The 15,581-nt window shown below is 71.2% G+C and carries 19 protein-coding genes; 1 reads left to right on the forward strand and 18 read right to left on the reverse strand.

Translation table 11 applies throughout. The annotated features are described in order from the left end of the window. Positions 1-431: 431 nt before the first annotated feature. The 3 genes from AB0I11_RS06285 to AB0I11_RS06295 all read right to left on the reverse strand — a co-directional run bounded on the left by AB0I11_RS06285 (position 432) and on the right by AB0I11_RS06295 (position 3,834). Positions 432-1,394, reverse strand: coding sequence for an aldo/keto reductase (locus AB0I11_RS06285; protein ID WP_357314263.1), 963 nt, complete (start codon positions 1,392-1,394; stop codon positions 432-434). Between the two features lie 116 nt (positions 1,395-1,510). After that, positions 1,511-3,187: an ATP-binding cassette domain-containing protein gene (locus tag AB0I11_RS06290; RefSeq protein WP_357314266.1), complete on the reverse strand. Its 1,677-nt coding sequence runs from the start codon at positions 3,185-3,187 to the stop codon at positions 1,511-1,513. A gap of 41 nt (positions 3,188-3,228) precedes the next feature. Next, a complete protein-coding gene (locus AB0I11_RS06295; RefSeq protein WP_357314268.1) occupies positions 3,229-3,834 on the reverse strand; it encodes a methyltransferase in 606 nt (201 codons plus the stop codon). Between the two features lie 127 nt (positions 3,835-3,961). Here AB0I11_RS06295 and AB0I11_RS06300 point away from each other — a divergent pair, with 127 nt between their 5' ends. Further along, entirely contained in the window at positions 3,962-5,161 is a 1,200-nt protein-coding gene (locus AB0I11_RS06300; protein ID WP_357314271.1) for a hypothetical protein, read from the forward strand. A gap of 111 nt (positions 5,162-5,272) precedes the next feature. Here AB0I11_RS06300 and truA read toward each other — a convergent pair whose 3' ends face one another. From truA to rpsE, 15 genes are all read right to left on the reverse strand, one after another. After that, positions 5,273-6,106: a tRNA pseudouridine(38-40) synthase TruA gene (gene truA, locus AB0I11_RS06305; protein ID WP_357314273.1), complete on the reverse strand. Its 834-nt coding sequence runs from the start codon at positions 6,104-6,106 to the stop codon at positions 5,273-5,275. Positions 6,107-6,180: 74 nt separating this feature from the next. Next, a complete protein-coding gene (gene rplQ, locus AB0I11_RS06310; protein WP_357314275.1) occupies positions 6,181-6,741 on the reverse strand; it encodes a 50S ribosomal protein L17 in 561 nt (186 codons plus the stop codon). Positions 6,742-6,775: 34 nt separating this feature from the next. Then, the gene (locus AB0I11_RS06315) at positions 6,776-7,798 is read right to left on the reverse strand and encodes a DNA-directed RNA polymerase subunit alpha (RefSeq protein WP_007073009.1); all 1,023 of its coding nucleotides are present in this window, start codon (positions 7,796-7,798) and stop codon (positions 6,776-6,778) included. Positions 7,799-7,891: 93 nt separating this feature from the next. Beyond that, positions 7,892-8,518: a 30S ribosomal protein S4 gene (gene rpsD, locus AB0I11_RS06320; RefSeq protein WP_357314278.1), complete on the reverse strand. Its 627-nt coding sequence runs from the start codon at positions 8,516-8,518 to the stop codon at positions 7,892-7,894. A gap of 14 nt (positions 8,519-8,532) precedes the next feature. Continuing rightward, positions 8,533-8,940: a 30S ribosomal protein S11 gene (gene rpsK, locus AB0I11_RS06325; RefSeq protein ID WP_014440747.1), complete on the reverse strand. Its 408-nt coding sequence runs from the start codon at positions 8,938-8,940 to the stop codon at positions 8,533-8,535. An 18-nt stretch (positions 8,941-8,958) separates the two neighbouring features. Further along, the gene (gene rpsM, locus AB0I11_RS06330; RefSeq protein ID WP_013288614.1) at positions 8,959-9,339 is read right to left on the reverse strand and encodes a 30S ribosomal protein S13; all 381 of its coding nucleotides are present in this window, start codon (positions 9,337-9,339) and stop codon (positions 8,959-8,961) included. A 256-nt stretch (positions 9,340-9,595) separates the two neighbouring features. After that, positions 9,596-9,709: a 50S ribosomal protein L36 gene (gene rpmJ / locus AB0I11_RS06335; protein ID WP_043965539.1), complete on the reverse strand. Its 114-nt coding sequence runs from the start codon at positions 9,707-9,709 to the stop codon at positions 9,596-9,598. A gap of 91 nt (positions 9,710-9,800) precedes the next feature. Next, positions 9,801-10,022 (reverse strand): translation initiation factor IF-1, encoded by a 222-nt coding sequence (infA, locus tag AB0I11_RS06340; protein ID WP_007073013.1) that lies wholly within the window; start codon positions 10,020-10,022, stop codon positions 9,801-9,803. 271 nt (positions 10,023-10,293) lie between these two features. After that, entirely contained in the window at positions 10,294-10,875 is a 582-nt protein-coding gene (locus AB0I11_RS06345) for a DUF1707 domain-containing protein (RefSeq protein WP_357314281.1), read from the reverse strand. 288 nt (positions 10,876-11,163) lie between these two features. Further along, positions 11,164-12,015: a type I methionyl aminopeptidase gene (gene map, locus AB0I11_RS06350; protein WP_357314283.1), complete on the reverse strand. Its 852-nt coding sequence runs from the start codon at positions 12,013-12,015 to the stop codon at positions 11,164-11,166. Between the two features lie 90 nt (positions 12,016-12,105). Further along, complete coding sequence (locus tag AB0I11_RS06355; RefSeq protein ID WP_357314285.1) at positions 12,106-12,759, reverse strand: adenylate kinase; 654 nt, start codon at positions 12,757-12,759, stop codon at positions 12,106-12,108. Beyond that, entirely contained in the window at positions 12,760-14,088 is a 1,329-nt protein-coding gene (gene secY, locus AB0I11_RS06360) for a preprotein translocase subunit SecY (protein WP_357314287.1), read from the reverse strand. It lies immediately after the preceding gene. A 233-nt stretch (positions 14,089-14,321) separates the two neighbouring features. Beyond that, positions 14,322-14,765 (reverse strand): 50S ribosomal protein L15, encoded by a 444-nt coding sequence (gene rplO / locus AB0I11_RS06365; RefSeq protein ID WP_357314289.1) that lies wholly within the window; start codon positions 14,763-14,765, stop codon positions 14,322-14,324. Then, positions 14,765-14,947: a 50S ribosomal protein L30 gene (rpmD, locus tag AB0I11_RS06370; RefSeq protein WP_013473693.1), complete on the reverse strand. Its 183-nt coding sequence runs from the start codon at positions 14,945-14,947 to the stop codon at positions 14,765-14,767. The genes rplO and rpmD overlap by 1 nt, the downstream gene beginning before the upstream one ends. Further along, a complete protein-coding gene (rpsE, locus tag AB0I11_RS06375; protein WP_091262790.1) occupies positions 14,947-15,561 on the reverse strand; it encodes a 30S ribosomal protein S5 in 615 nt (204 codons plus the stop codon). Before rpsE ends, rpmD begins: the two co-directional genes overlap by 1 nt. Positions 15,562-15,581 lie beyond the last annotated feature (20 nt).

Here is a 15,581-nt window from a genome sequence, read left to right on the forward strand (position 1 = left end):
CCACCGACATCCGAAGCCCTGCTTGACCTCACCAGCGCTCCACCAGCGCCGCCGCGCCCAAACTCCACTTCCGACCACGCCGACGCCTCGCCCAACGTTCGAGCGGACGCCGCCGGTGGAACACCATGGAGGTCAAAAGCGCTCTTTGACCTCCATGGTGTTCCACCGAGGCCGTCACTCGACGGCGTGCCCGGCCGGCGGCGGCCCAGCACCGAACTCACAGAGCCCAGCGCCCATTCGGTAGAGCGAGAGACCCGCCCACAGGGCCGACGAGCCGGCCCACAGCGCCAGTGACCTGCCCGTACGCCGAGGGTCGGGCCGCCCAGGAGCAACCGGCACGCAGGGCGCAACGGGCCCGGCCGGCGTGGCCCGGGGGTGGAAAGCAGGCTGCCCCGGTGCCGGAGACGGCACCGGGGCAGCGCTGAGCCCGGTCAGAGCAGGGCGTCGAGGGCGTCCAGGTCCTGGTCGGTGGGCTGCCAGGTGCCCGCCTCGGCGTTGGCGCGTACCTGCTCGGGGGTGGTGGCGCCGGCGATCACGGAGGTCACCGCCGGCCGGGCGGCCAACCCGCCGATGGCCACCTGGAGCATGTTGAGCCCACGCTCGGCCGCGTACGCCTCGATCGCCTCGATGGTGTCCCAGTCGGCCGCGGCGAGCCGCTCGGCGTACCGGCCGCCACCGGCGAGCCGGCTGCCGGGCGGGGGCGTCTCGTTCCGCTTGTACTTGCCGGTGAGCAGCCCGTTGGCGAGCGGGAAGAACGGCAGCATGCCCAGGCCGAACCGCTCGCAGGCGGGGATGACCTCGGTCTCCACGCTCCGTTCCAGCAGCGAGTAGTGGTTCTGCGCGGAGACGAAGCGGGTACGGCCCTGGGACGACGCGGTCCAGTCGGCGTCGGCGATCTGCCAGCCGGCGAAGTTCGAGTTGCCGAGGTAGCGCACCTTGCCGGCGCGGACCAGGTCGTCCAGGGCGGCGAGGGTCTCGTCGATCGGCGTACCGGGGTCCGGCTCGTGCATCTGGTAGAGGTCGATGTGATCGGTGCCGAGGCGGCGCAGCGACGCCTCGACCGCGCGGGCGATGTACCGCCGGGCGCCCCGGGCGCCGTGGTCGGGGCCGTTGAGGCCGTGCATGTCCATGCCGAACTTGGTGGCGACCACCACGTCGTCCCGGCGCCCCTTCAGCGCCTCGCCCAGCAGTTCCTCGGAGCCGCCCTGCGGCTCGCCGTAGATGTCAGCGGTGTCGAAGAAGTTGATCCCGGCGTCGAGCGCGGCGTCGACCACCGCGCGGGTTCCGTCGCGGTCGAGCTTGCGGCCGAAGTTGTTGCAGCCGATGCCGACCACGGACACCACGAGCCCGGAGTCGCCCAACCGGCGATAGGTCATCTCAGTCACGAGATTCACCCTATGCCGGCCGCCAGCAGGTCACCGTTCGAGCCCGCCGGCCGGCCCGGCTCGCCGGCCGAGCCGTTCCCGACATCAGGTTCGTAGCGACGCCGACCGGGCCCCGGCGGCGGCGGTCAGCGGACGTCCCAGACCGGCTCGGGCGTCTCGACCACCTCTCCGTCGCCGCGGAACAGCACGAACCGGTCGAACGAGCGGGTGAACCAGCGGTCGTGGGTCACCGCGATCACGGTCCCGTCGAAGGCCGCGAGCCCAGCTTCGAGCGCCTCGGCGGAGGCCAGGTCGAGGTTGTCGGTCGGCTCGTCGAGCAGCAGCAGGGTTGCCCCGGACAGCTCCAGCAGCAGCACCAGGAAGCGCGCCTGCTGCCCGCCGGAGAGCGTGCCGAAGCGCTGGTCGCCCTGGCCGGCCAGCTCGTACCGGGACAGCGCCGCCATGGCCGCGTGCCGGTCCATCCCGGCCCGGTGCTCGTCGCCCCGCCACAGGATGTCGACCAGCGTCCTGGCCATCAGCTCCGGCCGGTCGTGGGTCTGGGAGAAGTGGCCGGGCCGGACCCGGGCGCCGAGGCGGATCACCCCGTCGTGCGCGACGGGCGTCAGCTTCGCGGCCTCGGCCGGGACGCTGGCCGGGTCGGGGTCGGTGCCGCCGCGGGCCAGCAGCCGCAGGAAGTGCGACTTTCCGGTCCCGTTGGCACCGAGCACCGCCACCCGGTCGCCGTACCAGAGTTCCAGGTCGAAGGGGTAGGTCAGGCCGTCGAGTTCGAGCTGCTCGGCGATGACCGCGCGCTTTCCGGTCCGCCCGCCGCTCAGCCGCATCCGGATGTCCTGGTCCTTCGGGGGTACGGGCGGCGGCCCGGCCTCCTCGAACTTGCGCAACCGGGTCTGCGCGGCCTGGTAGCGGGAGGCCATCCCCGAGTTGTACGCGGCCTTCTGCTTGTACATCAGCATCAGCTCGCGCAGCTTCTCGTGCTCCTCGTCCCAGCGGCGGCGCAGCTCGTCCAGGCGGTCGTGTCGGGCCACCCGTGCGGAGTGCCAGCTGGCGAAGCCGCCCGGGTGCACCCAGGCGCCGCCGCCCTCGACGGCGACGACCCGGTCGGCGGTCTGTGCCAGCAGTTCCCGGTCGTGGGAGACGTAGAGCACGGACTTGCCGGACTCGCGCAGCCGGCCCTCCAGCCAGCGCTTGCCGGGCACGTCGAGGAAGTTGTCCGGCTCGTCGAGCAGCAGCACCTCCTCGGGGCCGCGGAGCAGCAGTTCCAGCGCGAACCGCTTCTGCTGGCCGCCGGAGAGGGTCCGCACCGGGCGGTCCCGGGCGGCGTCCCAGGGCAGGTCGAGCACCATGGTGGCCACCGTGTCGAAGAGCACCTCGGCGTCGTACCCGCCGGCTTCGCCCCAGGCGGCCAGCGCGTCCGCGTACGCCAGTTGGGCCTTGCCGGCGGCGCTGCTGTACTTGCCGCGGACCTCGGCCGCCCGCATGGCTGCCTCGGTCTCGACGAGCCGGCGGCCGGCGTCGCGCAGCGCCGGCGGGGCGAGCGAGAGCGCCAGGTCGGCGAGGGTCGACTCGTCCCCGATCATGCCGATGAACTGGCGCATCACGCCGAGCCCGCCGGAGCGGGCGATGGCGCCGGTACGCACCGGCAGGTCGCCGGCGACCATCCGCAGCAGGGTGGTCTTGCCGGCGCCGTTGGGGCCGACGAGGGCCACCTTGGCGCCCTCACCGACCCGGAACGACACCTCGGCGAAGAGCTCTCGGCCGTCCGGGAGGGTGTGCCCGACCCCTGCCACGTCCACGTATCCCACGCCGGCATCCTGCCCGAGGGGCGGGGGCGGGCGACACTCGTTTACCGGGTGACCCGCAGCACCCGGAAGCCCTTCTGGCTGGCGTGCCGTGCCACCTGCCAGCCCTGGTCGGTCAGCCAGCGGTGCAGCGAGTCGCCGCCGAGGTTCTTCGCGACGACCAGCCACGCCACTCCGTCCGGGGCGAGCCGGGGCAGCCAGTGCCGGAGCAGGTCGTGCAGCTCGGACTTGCCGATGTGGATGGGCGGGTTGGACCAGATCTGGGCGAAGGTGACCTCGGCCGGTACGTCGTCCGGCGCGACCGCCCGGACCCGCTCGGCCGCGCCCACCCGGGCGGCGTTCGCGGCGGTGAGTTGCCGGGCCCGCTCGTTGACGTCGACCGCCCAGACCGTGGCGGCCGGCGCGCTGGCGGCCAGGACGCAGGTGATGGGGCCGAAGCCGGAGCCGATGTCGAGCAGCGGACCGGTGACGTCGGGCGCCGGCAGCGGGGCCTTGCGCAGCAGGACGGCGGTGCCGGGGTCGAGCCGGGCGGCGGAGAAGACCCCGCTGGCGGAGGCGAGGGTGTAGTCCCGCCCCGCCACGGAGAACTCGACCTCGCGCGGCTGGACGGCGCTCGTGGGCTGCGCGGTGAAGTAGTGGTCGCCGGTCACGCCGGGAATTGTCGCACCGGCGCGGGTGGGCGTCGGCGACGGTGTGCCGGACCGGGTCGGACGCCACTCCGCCCAGATTTCCCGATATTACCCTCGAAAGGGACAATCGACCCCTACTGTGTCTCACATGGTGTATCGGTACGAGTCCGATGAGGACGCCTTCCTGGAGTACCCGGGGTCCGGGCCGGACCCGTCCGCGCCGGCCGCCGCGCCACCGCCGCCGGCGGGCCCTTCGCCGTCCCGCTTCCCCACCCCGTCGCTGCCGCCGGCCCGGGTCGCCCGACCGCCCGTCGACACGGCCCCGGCCCCGGCCCCGGCCCCGGCTCCGGCTCCGGTCCCGGCTCCGCTGCCCGCGCCGGCCCCGCCACCGGTTCCGGCTCCCCCGCCGGCCCCCGTGCCGGGCCGGCTCGAACCGGACGCCCCCCGGGCCACCGCACCGCCCGCCGCCGTGCCACGCCCGGCGCCGGCCGCGATCTTCCGGACGACCGAACCGCTGGACCTGTCCCGCCCCAGCCGGGCGGAGCGCAGGCGCGGCGGGGGGCGCGCCTGGCAGGCCCTGATCGGTGGCGCCGCCGTCCTGATGCTGCTCGCCCTCGGCGGGTTGGCCGTGGCCGCGCTGCTCGACGAGCGCACCCGCACGCCGCAGGCCGGCACGCCCACCGGGCAGCCGGTGGTGGAGCAGTCCGCCGCGGCCGACGGGACGGACCTGGACTCCCGGGACACCGACCAGTTGGCGCTCACCGTCAAGGAGGTCTTCCCCGGCAAGAAGCTGGTGGTCGCCGACGGCCAGCCCGCGTACCCGGTGCTCAAGACCCATTCCAGCGGCAGCTGCGGGGTCGCGGTGACCGGGGAGATCGCCGACCTGCTCACCCGGCTCGGCTGCAACCAGGTGGTCCGGGCGACCCTGCGCTCCCCCGACGGCGACCACCTGCTCACCGCCGGGCTGTTCAACCTCACCGACGTGGCCAGCGCGCAGCGCGCCCGGGACCGGATCCGGCAATTGCTCGACGAACGGCAGGGCCGGTTCCGGGGCATGGCCGCCGACGAGAACACCGAGGCCGTGGCGAAGGCCGCCGCCCGCATCGGCTGGCAGGTACGCGGCCACTACATCGCGTACTGCCTGGTCACCCGGGCCGACGGGAAGAAGATCGCGGCCACCGACAGCCGGACCCGCGAGATCCTGTACGACATGATCGAGGTCTACCTGAACCGGGGCGTGCTGGAACGCCGGGCCAACGGCGGGGTGGCCAACCAGCCCACCGACACCACCTCGGACGGTCCCGCCGGCCAGGACAGCACCGACGACCGGAACTCCTCGGACAACTGACTCGACCCACCCGGCGGCCCGCCGTTTCCCCGTCCCGGGGCGGCGGGCCGTCCAGCGTCCGGGCTCGCTCCTGAGGGTCGGCGGCTAGAAAATCGGCGCCGTGCGTGGGTGTCAGCCTTCGGCGACGGGGACGCGGAGCCGGCGGGTGAGGTCGGCGCGGCGGGCGTACTCGGCCGGGTCGTCGGGGTAGCCGACCGCCACCAGGGCCAGCCCGTGCGCGGGCGCCACGGTCACCTCGCTGGACCGCTCCCGGCGGCTCAGCAGGCCTGCCGGCCATTCGACCGGCCGGCGGCCGTCCCCGGCCACCAGCATCGCGCCGACCAGGCTGCGCACCATGTTCTGGCAGAACGCGTCGGCCTGCACGGTGGCGACCAGGATGCCGTCCGGGTCGCGCCGCCAGTCCAGCCGGGTCACCTCGCGCAGCGTGGTGGCGTTCTCCTTGCGCCGGCAGTACGCCGCGAAGTCGTGCTCCCCCACCAGGCCGGCCGCGGCGGCGTTCAGCGCCGCCAGATCGAGCGGCTTCGGCCAGGCGAGGGTGTCGGTACGGCGCAGCGGCTCGGCGCCCCACGGGGCGTCGGTCACCCGGTACTCGTAGCGGCGGAAGGTCGCCGAGAAGCGGGCGTCGAAGTCGGCCGGCACCTCGGTCATCGCGCGCACCCGCACGTCCGGCGGGAGCAGCCGGGCCAGCCGGCGCAGCAGCCGCCCGTCGTGCTGCCGCCACACCTCGGTGGGCAGGTCGAGATGGCAGACCTGCCCGGTGGCGTGCACGCCGGCGTCGGTCCGGCCGGCCACGGTCAGCCCGGTGGCGGTGCCGGCCCCGAGCACCAGGTCCAGGGTCGCCATCAGCACCCCGGCGACCGTGCGCCGGGTGGGCTGGGGCGCCCAGCCGGAGAAGTCGGTGCCGTCGTAGGAGACGTCCAGCCGCAGCCGGGTCCGCTCGTCCACCTCGTACCTCCCGTTCACGCCGTCGGGCCCGGCACCCCAGGAAGGGATGCCGGGCCCGACGATGCTGCCTGTGCTCAGGCCTTGTTCTCGGTGGCCTCGTCGTCGTCCTCGCGCGCCTGGGCGGTGTCGCCAGTGGCCGAGATCGGCGCCTCGGCGTCCTGGTCGGCGACCTCGCTGGAGCGCGGGGTCTCCTCGGCCGGGGCCAGGGCCTCGACCTTGTCCTGCTGGGCGGACTTGCGGGCGGCGGTCTTCTTGTTCGCCTTCGGCTCGGCGACCTGAAGCTCCTCCACCAGCTCGATGATCGCCATCGGAGCGGCGTCACCCTTGCGCGGACCGGTCTTCACGATCCGGGTGTAGCCACCGTTGCGGTTGGCGTACCGGGGCGCGATCTGGTCGAACAGGGCGTAGACCACGTCCTTGTCCTTGACGACGCCCAGCACCCGGCGGCGCGAGGCGAGGTCGCCGCGCTTGGCCTTGGTGATGAGCTGCTCGGCCAGCGGACGCAGCCGCCGGGCCTTCGTCTCGGTGGTCTGGATCTTGCCGTGCTGGAACAGCGCGGTGGCCAGGTTGGCCAGCATCAGCCGCTCGTGCGCGGGGCTGCCGCCGAGGCGGGGGCCCTTGGTGGGCGTGGGCATGCTTGGTGCTCCTCAGGTGTGGCGGCAGCGCGGACTAGAGCTGCTCGGTCTCGCGGTAGTCGTCGGTGTCGTAGTCGGCCTCGCCGAAGGCGTCCACGACGTGCGCCGGGTCGAAGTTCGGAGCCGAGTCCTTCAGCCCCAGGCCCATCCCGGCGAGCTTCATCTTGACCTCGTCGATCGACTTCTGACCGAAGTTGCGGATGTCGAGGAGGTCGGCCTCGGTACGCCCGATCAGCTCACCAACGGAGTTGATGCCCTCGCGCTTGAGGCAGTTGTAGGAGCGGACGGTCAGGTCCAGCTCCTCGATCGGCAGAGCCAGGTCCGCCGCCAGCTGGGCGTCCTGCGGGGACGGCCCGATGTCGATGCCCTCGGCGGTCTCGTCCAGCTCGCGGGCCAGCCCGAACAGCTCCACCAGGGTCGAACCGGCGGAGGCCAGCGCGGTACGCGGGCCCATCGACGGCTTGGTCTCGACGTCGATGATCAGCCGGTCGAAGTCGGTCCGCTGCTCGACACGGGTCGCCTCGACGCGGTAGGTGACCTTGAGCACCGGCGAGTAGATCGAGTCGACCGGGATCCGGCCGATCTCGGCGCCCGCCTGCTTGTTCTGCGCCGCCGTGACGTAGCCCCGACCCCGCTCGACGGTCAGCTCCATGTCGAGCCGGCCCTTGCCGTTGAGGGTGGCGAGCTTCAGGTCCGGGTTGTGCACCGAGACGCCGGCCGGGGGCTGGATGTCACCGGCGGTCACGTCGCCCGGGCCCTGCTTGCGCAGGTACATGCTGACCGGCTCGTCGTGCTCGGAGCTGACGCAGAGCTCCTTGATGTTCATGACGAGCTCGACCACGTCCTCCTTGACCCCGGGGATGGTGGTGAACTCGTGCAGCACACCATCGATCTTGATCGAGGTGACCGCCGCACCGGGGATGGAGGACAGCAGCGTACGCCGCAGCGAGTTGCCCAGGGTGTAACCGAAGCCCGGCTCCAGCGGCTCGATGGTGAACCGGGACCGGGTCTCGTTGATCGACTCTTCGGAGAGAGACGGTCGCTGGCTGATGAGCATTTTTTCTCTTCTCTTCCGGGGCGCCCGCCATATGACGCCCGACGAAACTGTTCCGGTGGCCCGCCCCGGAGGGCGGGCCACCGCAACGAGCCCTTACTTGGAGTAGAGCTCGACGATCAGCTGCTCCTGGACCTGGGTGTCGATCACCTGGCGGGCCGGGAGCGAGTGCACGAGGATCTTCATCTGGCTGGGGATGGCCTCGATCCACGCCGGAACGGTCTTGGAGCCGGCCTCGGCCTGCGCGACGATGAACGGGGTGAGCTCCTTGCTCTTGCCCCGGACCTCGACGATGTCGTGCTCCTTGACGCGGTACGACGGGATGTCGACCTTCTTGCCGTTCACCGTGAAGTGACCGTGCTTGACCAGCTGACGGGCCATGTCCCGGGACTTGGCGTAGCCGGCCCGGTAGACCACGTTGTCCAGCCGCGACTCGAGGATCTGGAGCAGAACCTCGCCCGTCTTGGCCTTCTTGCCCACGGCCTCTTCGTAGTAGCCGCGGAACTGCTTCTCCAGCACGCCGTAGACACGACGGGCCTTCTGCTTCTCACGGAGCTGGAGCAGGTACTCCGTCTCCTTGGTGCGGCCGCGGCCGTGCTGCCCGGGCGGGAACGGCCGGGACTCGAACGGGCACTTCGGGCCATCGCACTTGCTGCCCTTGAGGAACAGCTTCATCTTCTCCCGCCGGCAACGGCGGCAGTCAGCACCGGTGTAACGAGCCATCTCTCTCTAACCTCTCAGACCCGGCGACGCTTCGGCGGACGGCATCCGTTGTGCGGCTGCGGCGTGACGTCGGAAATCTGCCCGACCTCGAGACCGGCGGCCTGCAACGAACGGATGGCGGTCTCCCGGCCGGAGCCGGGGCCCTTGACGAACACGTCGACCTTGCGCATGCCGTGCTCCATCGCCCGACGCGCGGCGGCCTCGGCGGCCAGCTGCGCGGCGAACGGAGTCGACTTGCGGGAGCCCTTGAAGCCCACCTGGCCGGACGAGGCCCAGGAGATGACCGCACCGGTCGGGTCCGTGATGGACACGATGGTGTTGTTGAAGGTGCTCTTGATGTGCGCCTGCCCGTGGGCGACGTTCTTGCGTTCCTTGCGCCGGACCTTCTTGACGGCGGCTCCGGCACGAGCCTTCGGTGGCATAAGTCTGTGCGCTCCTAGTTACTTCTTGCCGGGCTTCTTCTTGCCGGCCACGGTCCGCTTCGGGCCCTTCCGGGTCCGCGCGTTGGTCTTGGTGCGCTGACCACGCACGGGCAGACCGCGGCGGTGCCGGATACCGGCGTAGCAGCCGATCTCGACCTTGCGGCGGATGTCAGCGGCGACCTCGCGGCGCAGGTCGCCTTCAACCTTGTAGTTGCCCTCGATGTGGTTCCGGAGCTCGACGAGCTCCTCGTCCGTGAGGTCCCGAACGCGCTTGTCCGGCGAGATGCCGGTCGCGGCGAGCGTCTCCAGGGCGCGGGTGCGACCGACCCCGAAGATGTAGGTGAGCGCGATCTCCATCCGCTTCTCGCGGGGGAGATCCACGCCGACTAGACGTGCCATGTGCGGGCGTACTCCTCGTGATGTTGTGCGGAGGTGTGGACCCGTCCCACCCCGCTACCGACCGTCCCTGTCCTTCCGGCGTCACGCCGGCGACCGGGAGCGGTCGCTGCCCGAGCGGGCCCCGGCCTCCGACCGGGGGTCAACCACGAGGGAGTACGCGCTGCGTACCGCTCGCGGCTGGGACGAGCTGATGATGTGTTCGAGGGATCCGCGACCGGGGCCGATCCGACCGGCCGTCACGGCCGGTGGGACTGGTTCAGCCCTGGCGCTGCTTGTGGCGCGGGTCGCTGCAGATGACCATGACCCGGCCGTGCCGGCGGATAACCCGGCACTTGTTGCAGATCCTCTTGACGCTCGGCTTGACCTTCACGGTTGCCTTACTTCCCATCTGGCCCGGGGACGCGCTCTACGCGACACCGGACGTCGAAGACGGACACGGGACTTCCCGGCCGTCGTCAGGACTACTTGTAGCGGTAGACGATGCGCCCGCGGGTCAGGTCGTACGGCGAGAGTTCGACGACGACCCGGTCCTCCGGAAGGATGCGGATGTAGTGCTGCCGCATCTTGCCGCTGATGTGAGCCAACACCTTGTGGCCGTTCGCGAGCTCCACCCGGAACATGGCGTTCGGCAGGGGCTCGATGACCCGACCCTCGATCTCAATGGCTCCGTCTTTTTTCGGCATGTCCTCCGCTGTCCTGACGTCGATTGCTCCGGGCGGCCCACAACGTCTTACACGGATGCACTGATCAAGATCAGGACGTCCGCGCCAGCCGCGGCTCCAGCTCCCACCGAAGCGCTGGGCGGGCATGCCGGAGTGGACGCTGTGCGCCGATCTGAAAGTGTACGCCCGCCTGCACGCCGTCGCCAAACCGGCTGCGGGTCGAGTCACCCGCGGGAGAAAAATCGGCAAGCCGGACGCGCCGCTGTGACGTCGACCACCCCCGCCGAGCGGCTCAGGCCCGGCCCCGCCGGCGCCGGTCCCGACCCCGGTAGCGCCGCGCGTCCCGCCCCGGCCCGGACCCGTGCACGCCGCCGATCAGGCCGACCGACTGCATCAGCAGCAGCGCTCCCCACGGCCCGAGCACCCAGGCGGGCCAGAAGTTCCCGAGGTCCCGGGCGCTGATCGAGCTCAACAGCCAGATCGGCACCAGCACCGCCGCCACCCGCAGCCAGGACATCCAGAGCCCCAGCAGTTGGGGCCCGTACCGTGGGCCGGCCGACGGCCGCACCGGCGCGGCGGCCGGCTGCGGCGGCGTGGACGCTGGAGCCGACGCGGCGGCCGGGTTCGGCGGGGCGGCCGCCGTGGGGGTGGGTGCCGGCGGGACGGGCACCACCGCGGACCGCTCGACCGGCGTCGTCCCGGGCAGGTCGACCAGCACCTCGTCCAGCTCGGCATAGGTCTTCGCACCGTACGTCCGGCCCAGCCGCTCGTCGTACTCGTGCAGGCTCAGCCGCCCCTCCTCGAGGGCCACCCGGAGCCGCTCCGCCGTCGCCTCGCGGTCGGCGTCGGCCGCCCGCATCCCGCTCCGCTCCATGCCGGCAAGAATGCCACCCGTACGCCACCGCGTGGTAACGCCGGTCTCCCCACCCCTGCCAACCGCCGGTATCTGCGCGGTCTCCGCGAATCGCCGCCAGGCCGACGGCCGCCCGCGATACCCCTGGCCCGCACCGGCTGGCGCCAGCACCGGACCGGAACGGCCCTCGCCAGAACGACCCGGGAGGCTCCCGCCCGCTTCCCGTCATCGGGCCGGTAGCCGCCAGCGACCCCTGCCCGCCCGAACCGGACAGCCAGCGCACCCGACCCACCCGGGCGATCCCCGGGGTCAGGCCGCTGGCGAGTTCGCCGGTTCGCGGGAGGTGACCAGGTCGCCGAGCCGCGCCCGGCCGCCGTCCTCGGCGGTCAGCACCCAGACGCCGTCGGCCAGCAACGCCATCGAGTGCTCGACGTGCGCCGCCATCGACCGGTCCCGGGTCACCACGGTCCAGCCGTCGGCTAGCTCCACGGTGCGCGGCGAGCCCATCGTGATCATCGGCTCGATGGCCAGCGCCAGGCCGGGCACCAGCCGGGGACCCTTGCCGGGACGACCGTGGTTGAGCACGTGCGGATCCTGGTGCATCTCGGTGCCGATGCCGTGTCCGCCGTAGCCGTCGACGATGCCGTACCGGCCACCCTTGCGGACCGCGTTCTCCACCGCGTGGGAGATGTCGGTGAGCCGGCCCTTGCCGCTCGCGGCGCCCCGGGCGGCGGCGGCGATGCCGGCCCACATGGCATCCTCGGCCACCGCGGCCATCTTCAGCAGGGCCGGGTCGACCTCGCCGACGCCGACCGTGATCGCCGCGTCGCCGTGCCAGCCGTTCAGCACCGCGCCGCAGTCGATCGAGATCAGATCCCCCTCGCGGAGCACCTGTGCCGACGCCGGGATCGCGTGCACCACCTGCTCGTTGACGGACGAGCAGATCGACGCCGGGAAGCCGTGGTAGCCCTTGAACGAGGGGACGGCGCCGGCCTCCCGGATGGTCGACTCGGCGATCGCGTCCAGGTCGGCGGTGCTGACCCCGGGGGCGACCGCCTCCCGCATCCGACGCAGCGCGCGGGCGACCACCAGACCGGCGGCCCGCATCAGCTCGATCTGCTCGGGGGTCTTCAGCTGGATGTCCAGCTGGGGACGACGCATGGAGCCATTACCTTTCGTCGCGCGGAACAGCGGGGCACGTCGCACGTACCCCGCTGTTCGCACTCTATCCGCCGGACCGCCGGCGGGACGTCAGCCGCCGTACGAGCGCAGGGCATCGATGGCGCGGACGGTGACGTCCTCCACCGGCCCGGTCGCGTCGATGCCGACCAGCTTGCCCTGGGCGCCGTAGTAGTCCACCAGCGGCGCGGTCTTGTCGGCGTACTCGCGCAGCCGGGCCGCGATGGTCTCCGGCTTGTCGTCGTCCCGCTGGAACAGCTCCGCGCCGCAGCGGTCGCAGACGCCGTCCTGCTTCGTGGCGTCGAACTCGACGTGCCAGATCTTGCCGCAGCCCCGGCAGGTACGCCGGCCGGAGAGCCGCCGGATCACCTCGTCGTCGTCGACGACCAGCTCCAGCACCAGATCCAGCGCGGTGCCCAGGTCGGCGAGGAGCTTGTCCAGCGCGGCGGCCTGCGGCGTGGTCCGCGGAAAGCCGTCGAGGAGGAAGCCCTCGCTGGCGTCCGGCTCGGCGAGCCGGTCCCGCACCATGTTGATGGTGACCTCGTCCGGGACCAGCTTGCCGGCGTCCATGTACCGCTTCGCCTCGACCCCCAGGGGCGTGCCCTGGGAGACGTTGGCCCGGAAGATGTCACCGGTCGAGATCTTCGGCACCGAGAGGTGGGCGGCGATGAACTCCGCCTGTGTGCCCTTGCCCGCGCCCGGCGGGCCAACCAGAACGAGTCGCATCTACCGCAGGAACCCTTCGTAGTTCCGCTGCATGAGTTGGCTCTCGATCTGCTTAACGGTCTCCAGACCGACGCCGACCATGATGAGCACAGCGGTGCCGCCGAACGGGAAGTTCTGGAACTGCTGGTTGTCGAGCCAGATGAAGAAGAAGTTCGGCAGGATCGCGACGATGCCCAGGTAGAGCGCGCCCGGCAGGGTGATCCGGCTGAGGATGAAGTCGAGGTACTCGGCGGTCGGCTTGCCGGGGCGGATGCCCGGCACGAAACCGCCGTACTTCTTCATGTTGTCCGCGACCTCGGTCGGGTTGAACGTGATCGACACGTAGAAGTACGTGAAGAAGATGATCAGCAGGAAGTAGATCGCGATGTGCTCCGGCGCGCTCGCCTTCACGATGTGGTTCGAGATCCAGGCCTGGGTCTTCCCCGGGTTGTTCTGGTCGAAGAACTGAAGGATGAGCGTCGGCAGGTAGAGCAGCGACGAGGCGAAGATGACCGGGATGACGCCGGCCTGGTTCACCTTGAGCGGGATGTAGGTGGAGGTGCCGCCGTACATCCGCCGGCCGATCATGCGCTTGGCGTACTGCACCGGGATGCGGCGCTGCGCCTGCTCGATGAAGGTGACCGCGGTGATGACCACGAGGACCAGGACGATGACGAGGAGGAACATCCCCCAGCCCTTGGTGGTCTTGATCTTCCAGCCTTCGCTGGGGAGCCGGGCCGCGATCGAGGTGAAGATCAGCACGGACATGCCGTTGCCGACGCCGCGGTCGGTGATCAGCTCGCCCAGCCACATGACCATGCCGGTGCCGGCGGTCATCGTCATGACCAGGATCGTCAGGGTCAGCCAGTCCGGGATGCCGGTGCCCTGGGGCACGATCGGGAACTGGTCGCAGCGGTTCTGGAAGAGCTGCCCGGAGCGGGCCAGCGCCACGAACGCCGAGGACTGGAGGATGCCCAGACCCAGGGTCAGGTACCGGGTGTACTGGGTGATCTTCGCCTGGCCGGCCTGGCCCTCCTTGCGGAGCTGCTCCAGCCGGGGGATGACCACCGTCAGCAGCTGCAGGATGATCGACGCGGTGATGTAGGGCATGATGCCCAGCGCGAAGACGGAGAGCTGCAGCAGCGCGCCACCGGAGAAGAGGTCCAGCAGGCCGAGGACGCCGGTGCCGTTCCCCTGGATGGCGTCGAGGCACTTCTGCACGTTGCCGTACGAGACGCCGGGGCTGGGCAGCGTGGCGCCGAGCCGGTAGACCGCGATGATGCCTACTGTGAACAGCAGCTTCTTGCGCAGGTCAGGCGTACGGAACGCACTGAGAAAGGCGGACAGCAACTTCTTCCTCCTGCGCGAGGCGGGCCGCCGGTGGTGGTCCCTGGCGGGGCGGGGTGGGTGCCGGGCGAGCGCCCGATATCCATAGCTGGGAAGGGACTCTAACAGCCCGATCCCGGTCGGGGCAGATGCGCCCGGCTACATAAACCAAATCCAATGTTACCCGGCGCACACCGGGCTGGTAGACCATGGCGCCCGCCCAGTTGCGGACAACTGAGCGGGCGCCATGACATGCCTTACAGCTCGATGACCGAGCCACCGGCGGCGGTGATCTTCTCCTTGGCCGACGCGCTGAACGCGTGCGCCGACACCTGGAGCGCCACACCGCCGAGGTCGCCGGTGCCGAGCACCTTGACCGGCTGGCCCTTGCGGACCGCGCCGGCCTCGACCAGCTCGACCGGGCCGACCTGGCCGCCGTTCGGGAAGAGCTCGGCGAGCCGGTCCAGGTTGACCACCTGGAAGACGACCTTGAACTTGTTCTTGAAGCCCTTGAGCTTCGGCAGGCGCATGTGGATGGGCATCTGCCCACCCTCGAACGCCGCCGAGATGTTCTTCCGGGCCTTCGAACCCTTGGTACCGCGACCGGCGGTCTTGCCCTTCGAGCCCTCACCGCGACCCACGCGGGTCTTCTCGGTCTTGGCCCCGGGCGCCGGACGCAGGTGGTGGACCTTGATCGTCATTACTCGACCTCCTCGACCTTCACGAGGTGGTTGACCGTGAAGATCATGCCCCGGATCTCCGGACGATCCTCCTTGACCACCACGTCGTTGATCCGCTTGAGACCGAGCGAACGCAGCGAGTCACGCTGGTTCTTCTTGGTCCCGATCTCGGATCGGACCTGGGTGACCTTCAGGCGCGCCATCAGGACGCCACCCCCGCCCGCGACGCCAGCATGGCGGCCGGCGCGACGTCCTCGACCGGCAGGCCACGACGGGCCGCGACCTGCTCGGGCGACTCGAGCGCCTTCAGGGCCGCCACCGTGGCGTGCACGATGTTGATCGGGTTGGACGAGCCGAGGCTCTTGGAGAGCACGTCGTGGATGCCCGCGCACTCCAGCACGGCGCGGACCGGGCCACCGGCGATGACGCCCGTACCGGCCGAGGCCGGCTTGAGCAGCACCACACCGGCCGCGTCCTCGCCCTGCACCGGGTGCGGGATCGACTGGCCGATCCGCGGCACCTTGAAGAAGTGCTTCTTGGCCTCCTCGACACCCTTGGCGATCGCCGCGGGCACCTCCTTGGCCTTTCCGTAGCCCACGCCGACGGTGCCGTCGCCGTCGCCCACGATCACCAGGGCGGTGAAGCTGAAGCGACGACCACCCTTCACGACCTTGGCGACGCGGTTGATCGCGACGACCCGCTCGAGGTGCGGGGTCTTCTCGACGGGCGCGTTTCCGCGGCCGCCCTCACGGCGGTTGTCGCGGCGACCACCCTCGTTGCCACCGGACCCGCCGCCACGGCGCTGTTGACCTGGCATCAGCAGCCTTCCTTCTCTCT

Origin of the sequence: Micromonospora sp. NPDC050495, from assembly GCF_040655175.1 — a bacterium.
Taxonomy (GTDB): domain Bacteria; phylum Actinomycetota; class Actinomycetes; order Mycobacteriales; family Micromonosporaceae; genus Micromonospora.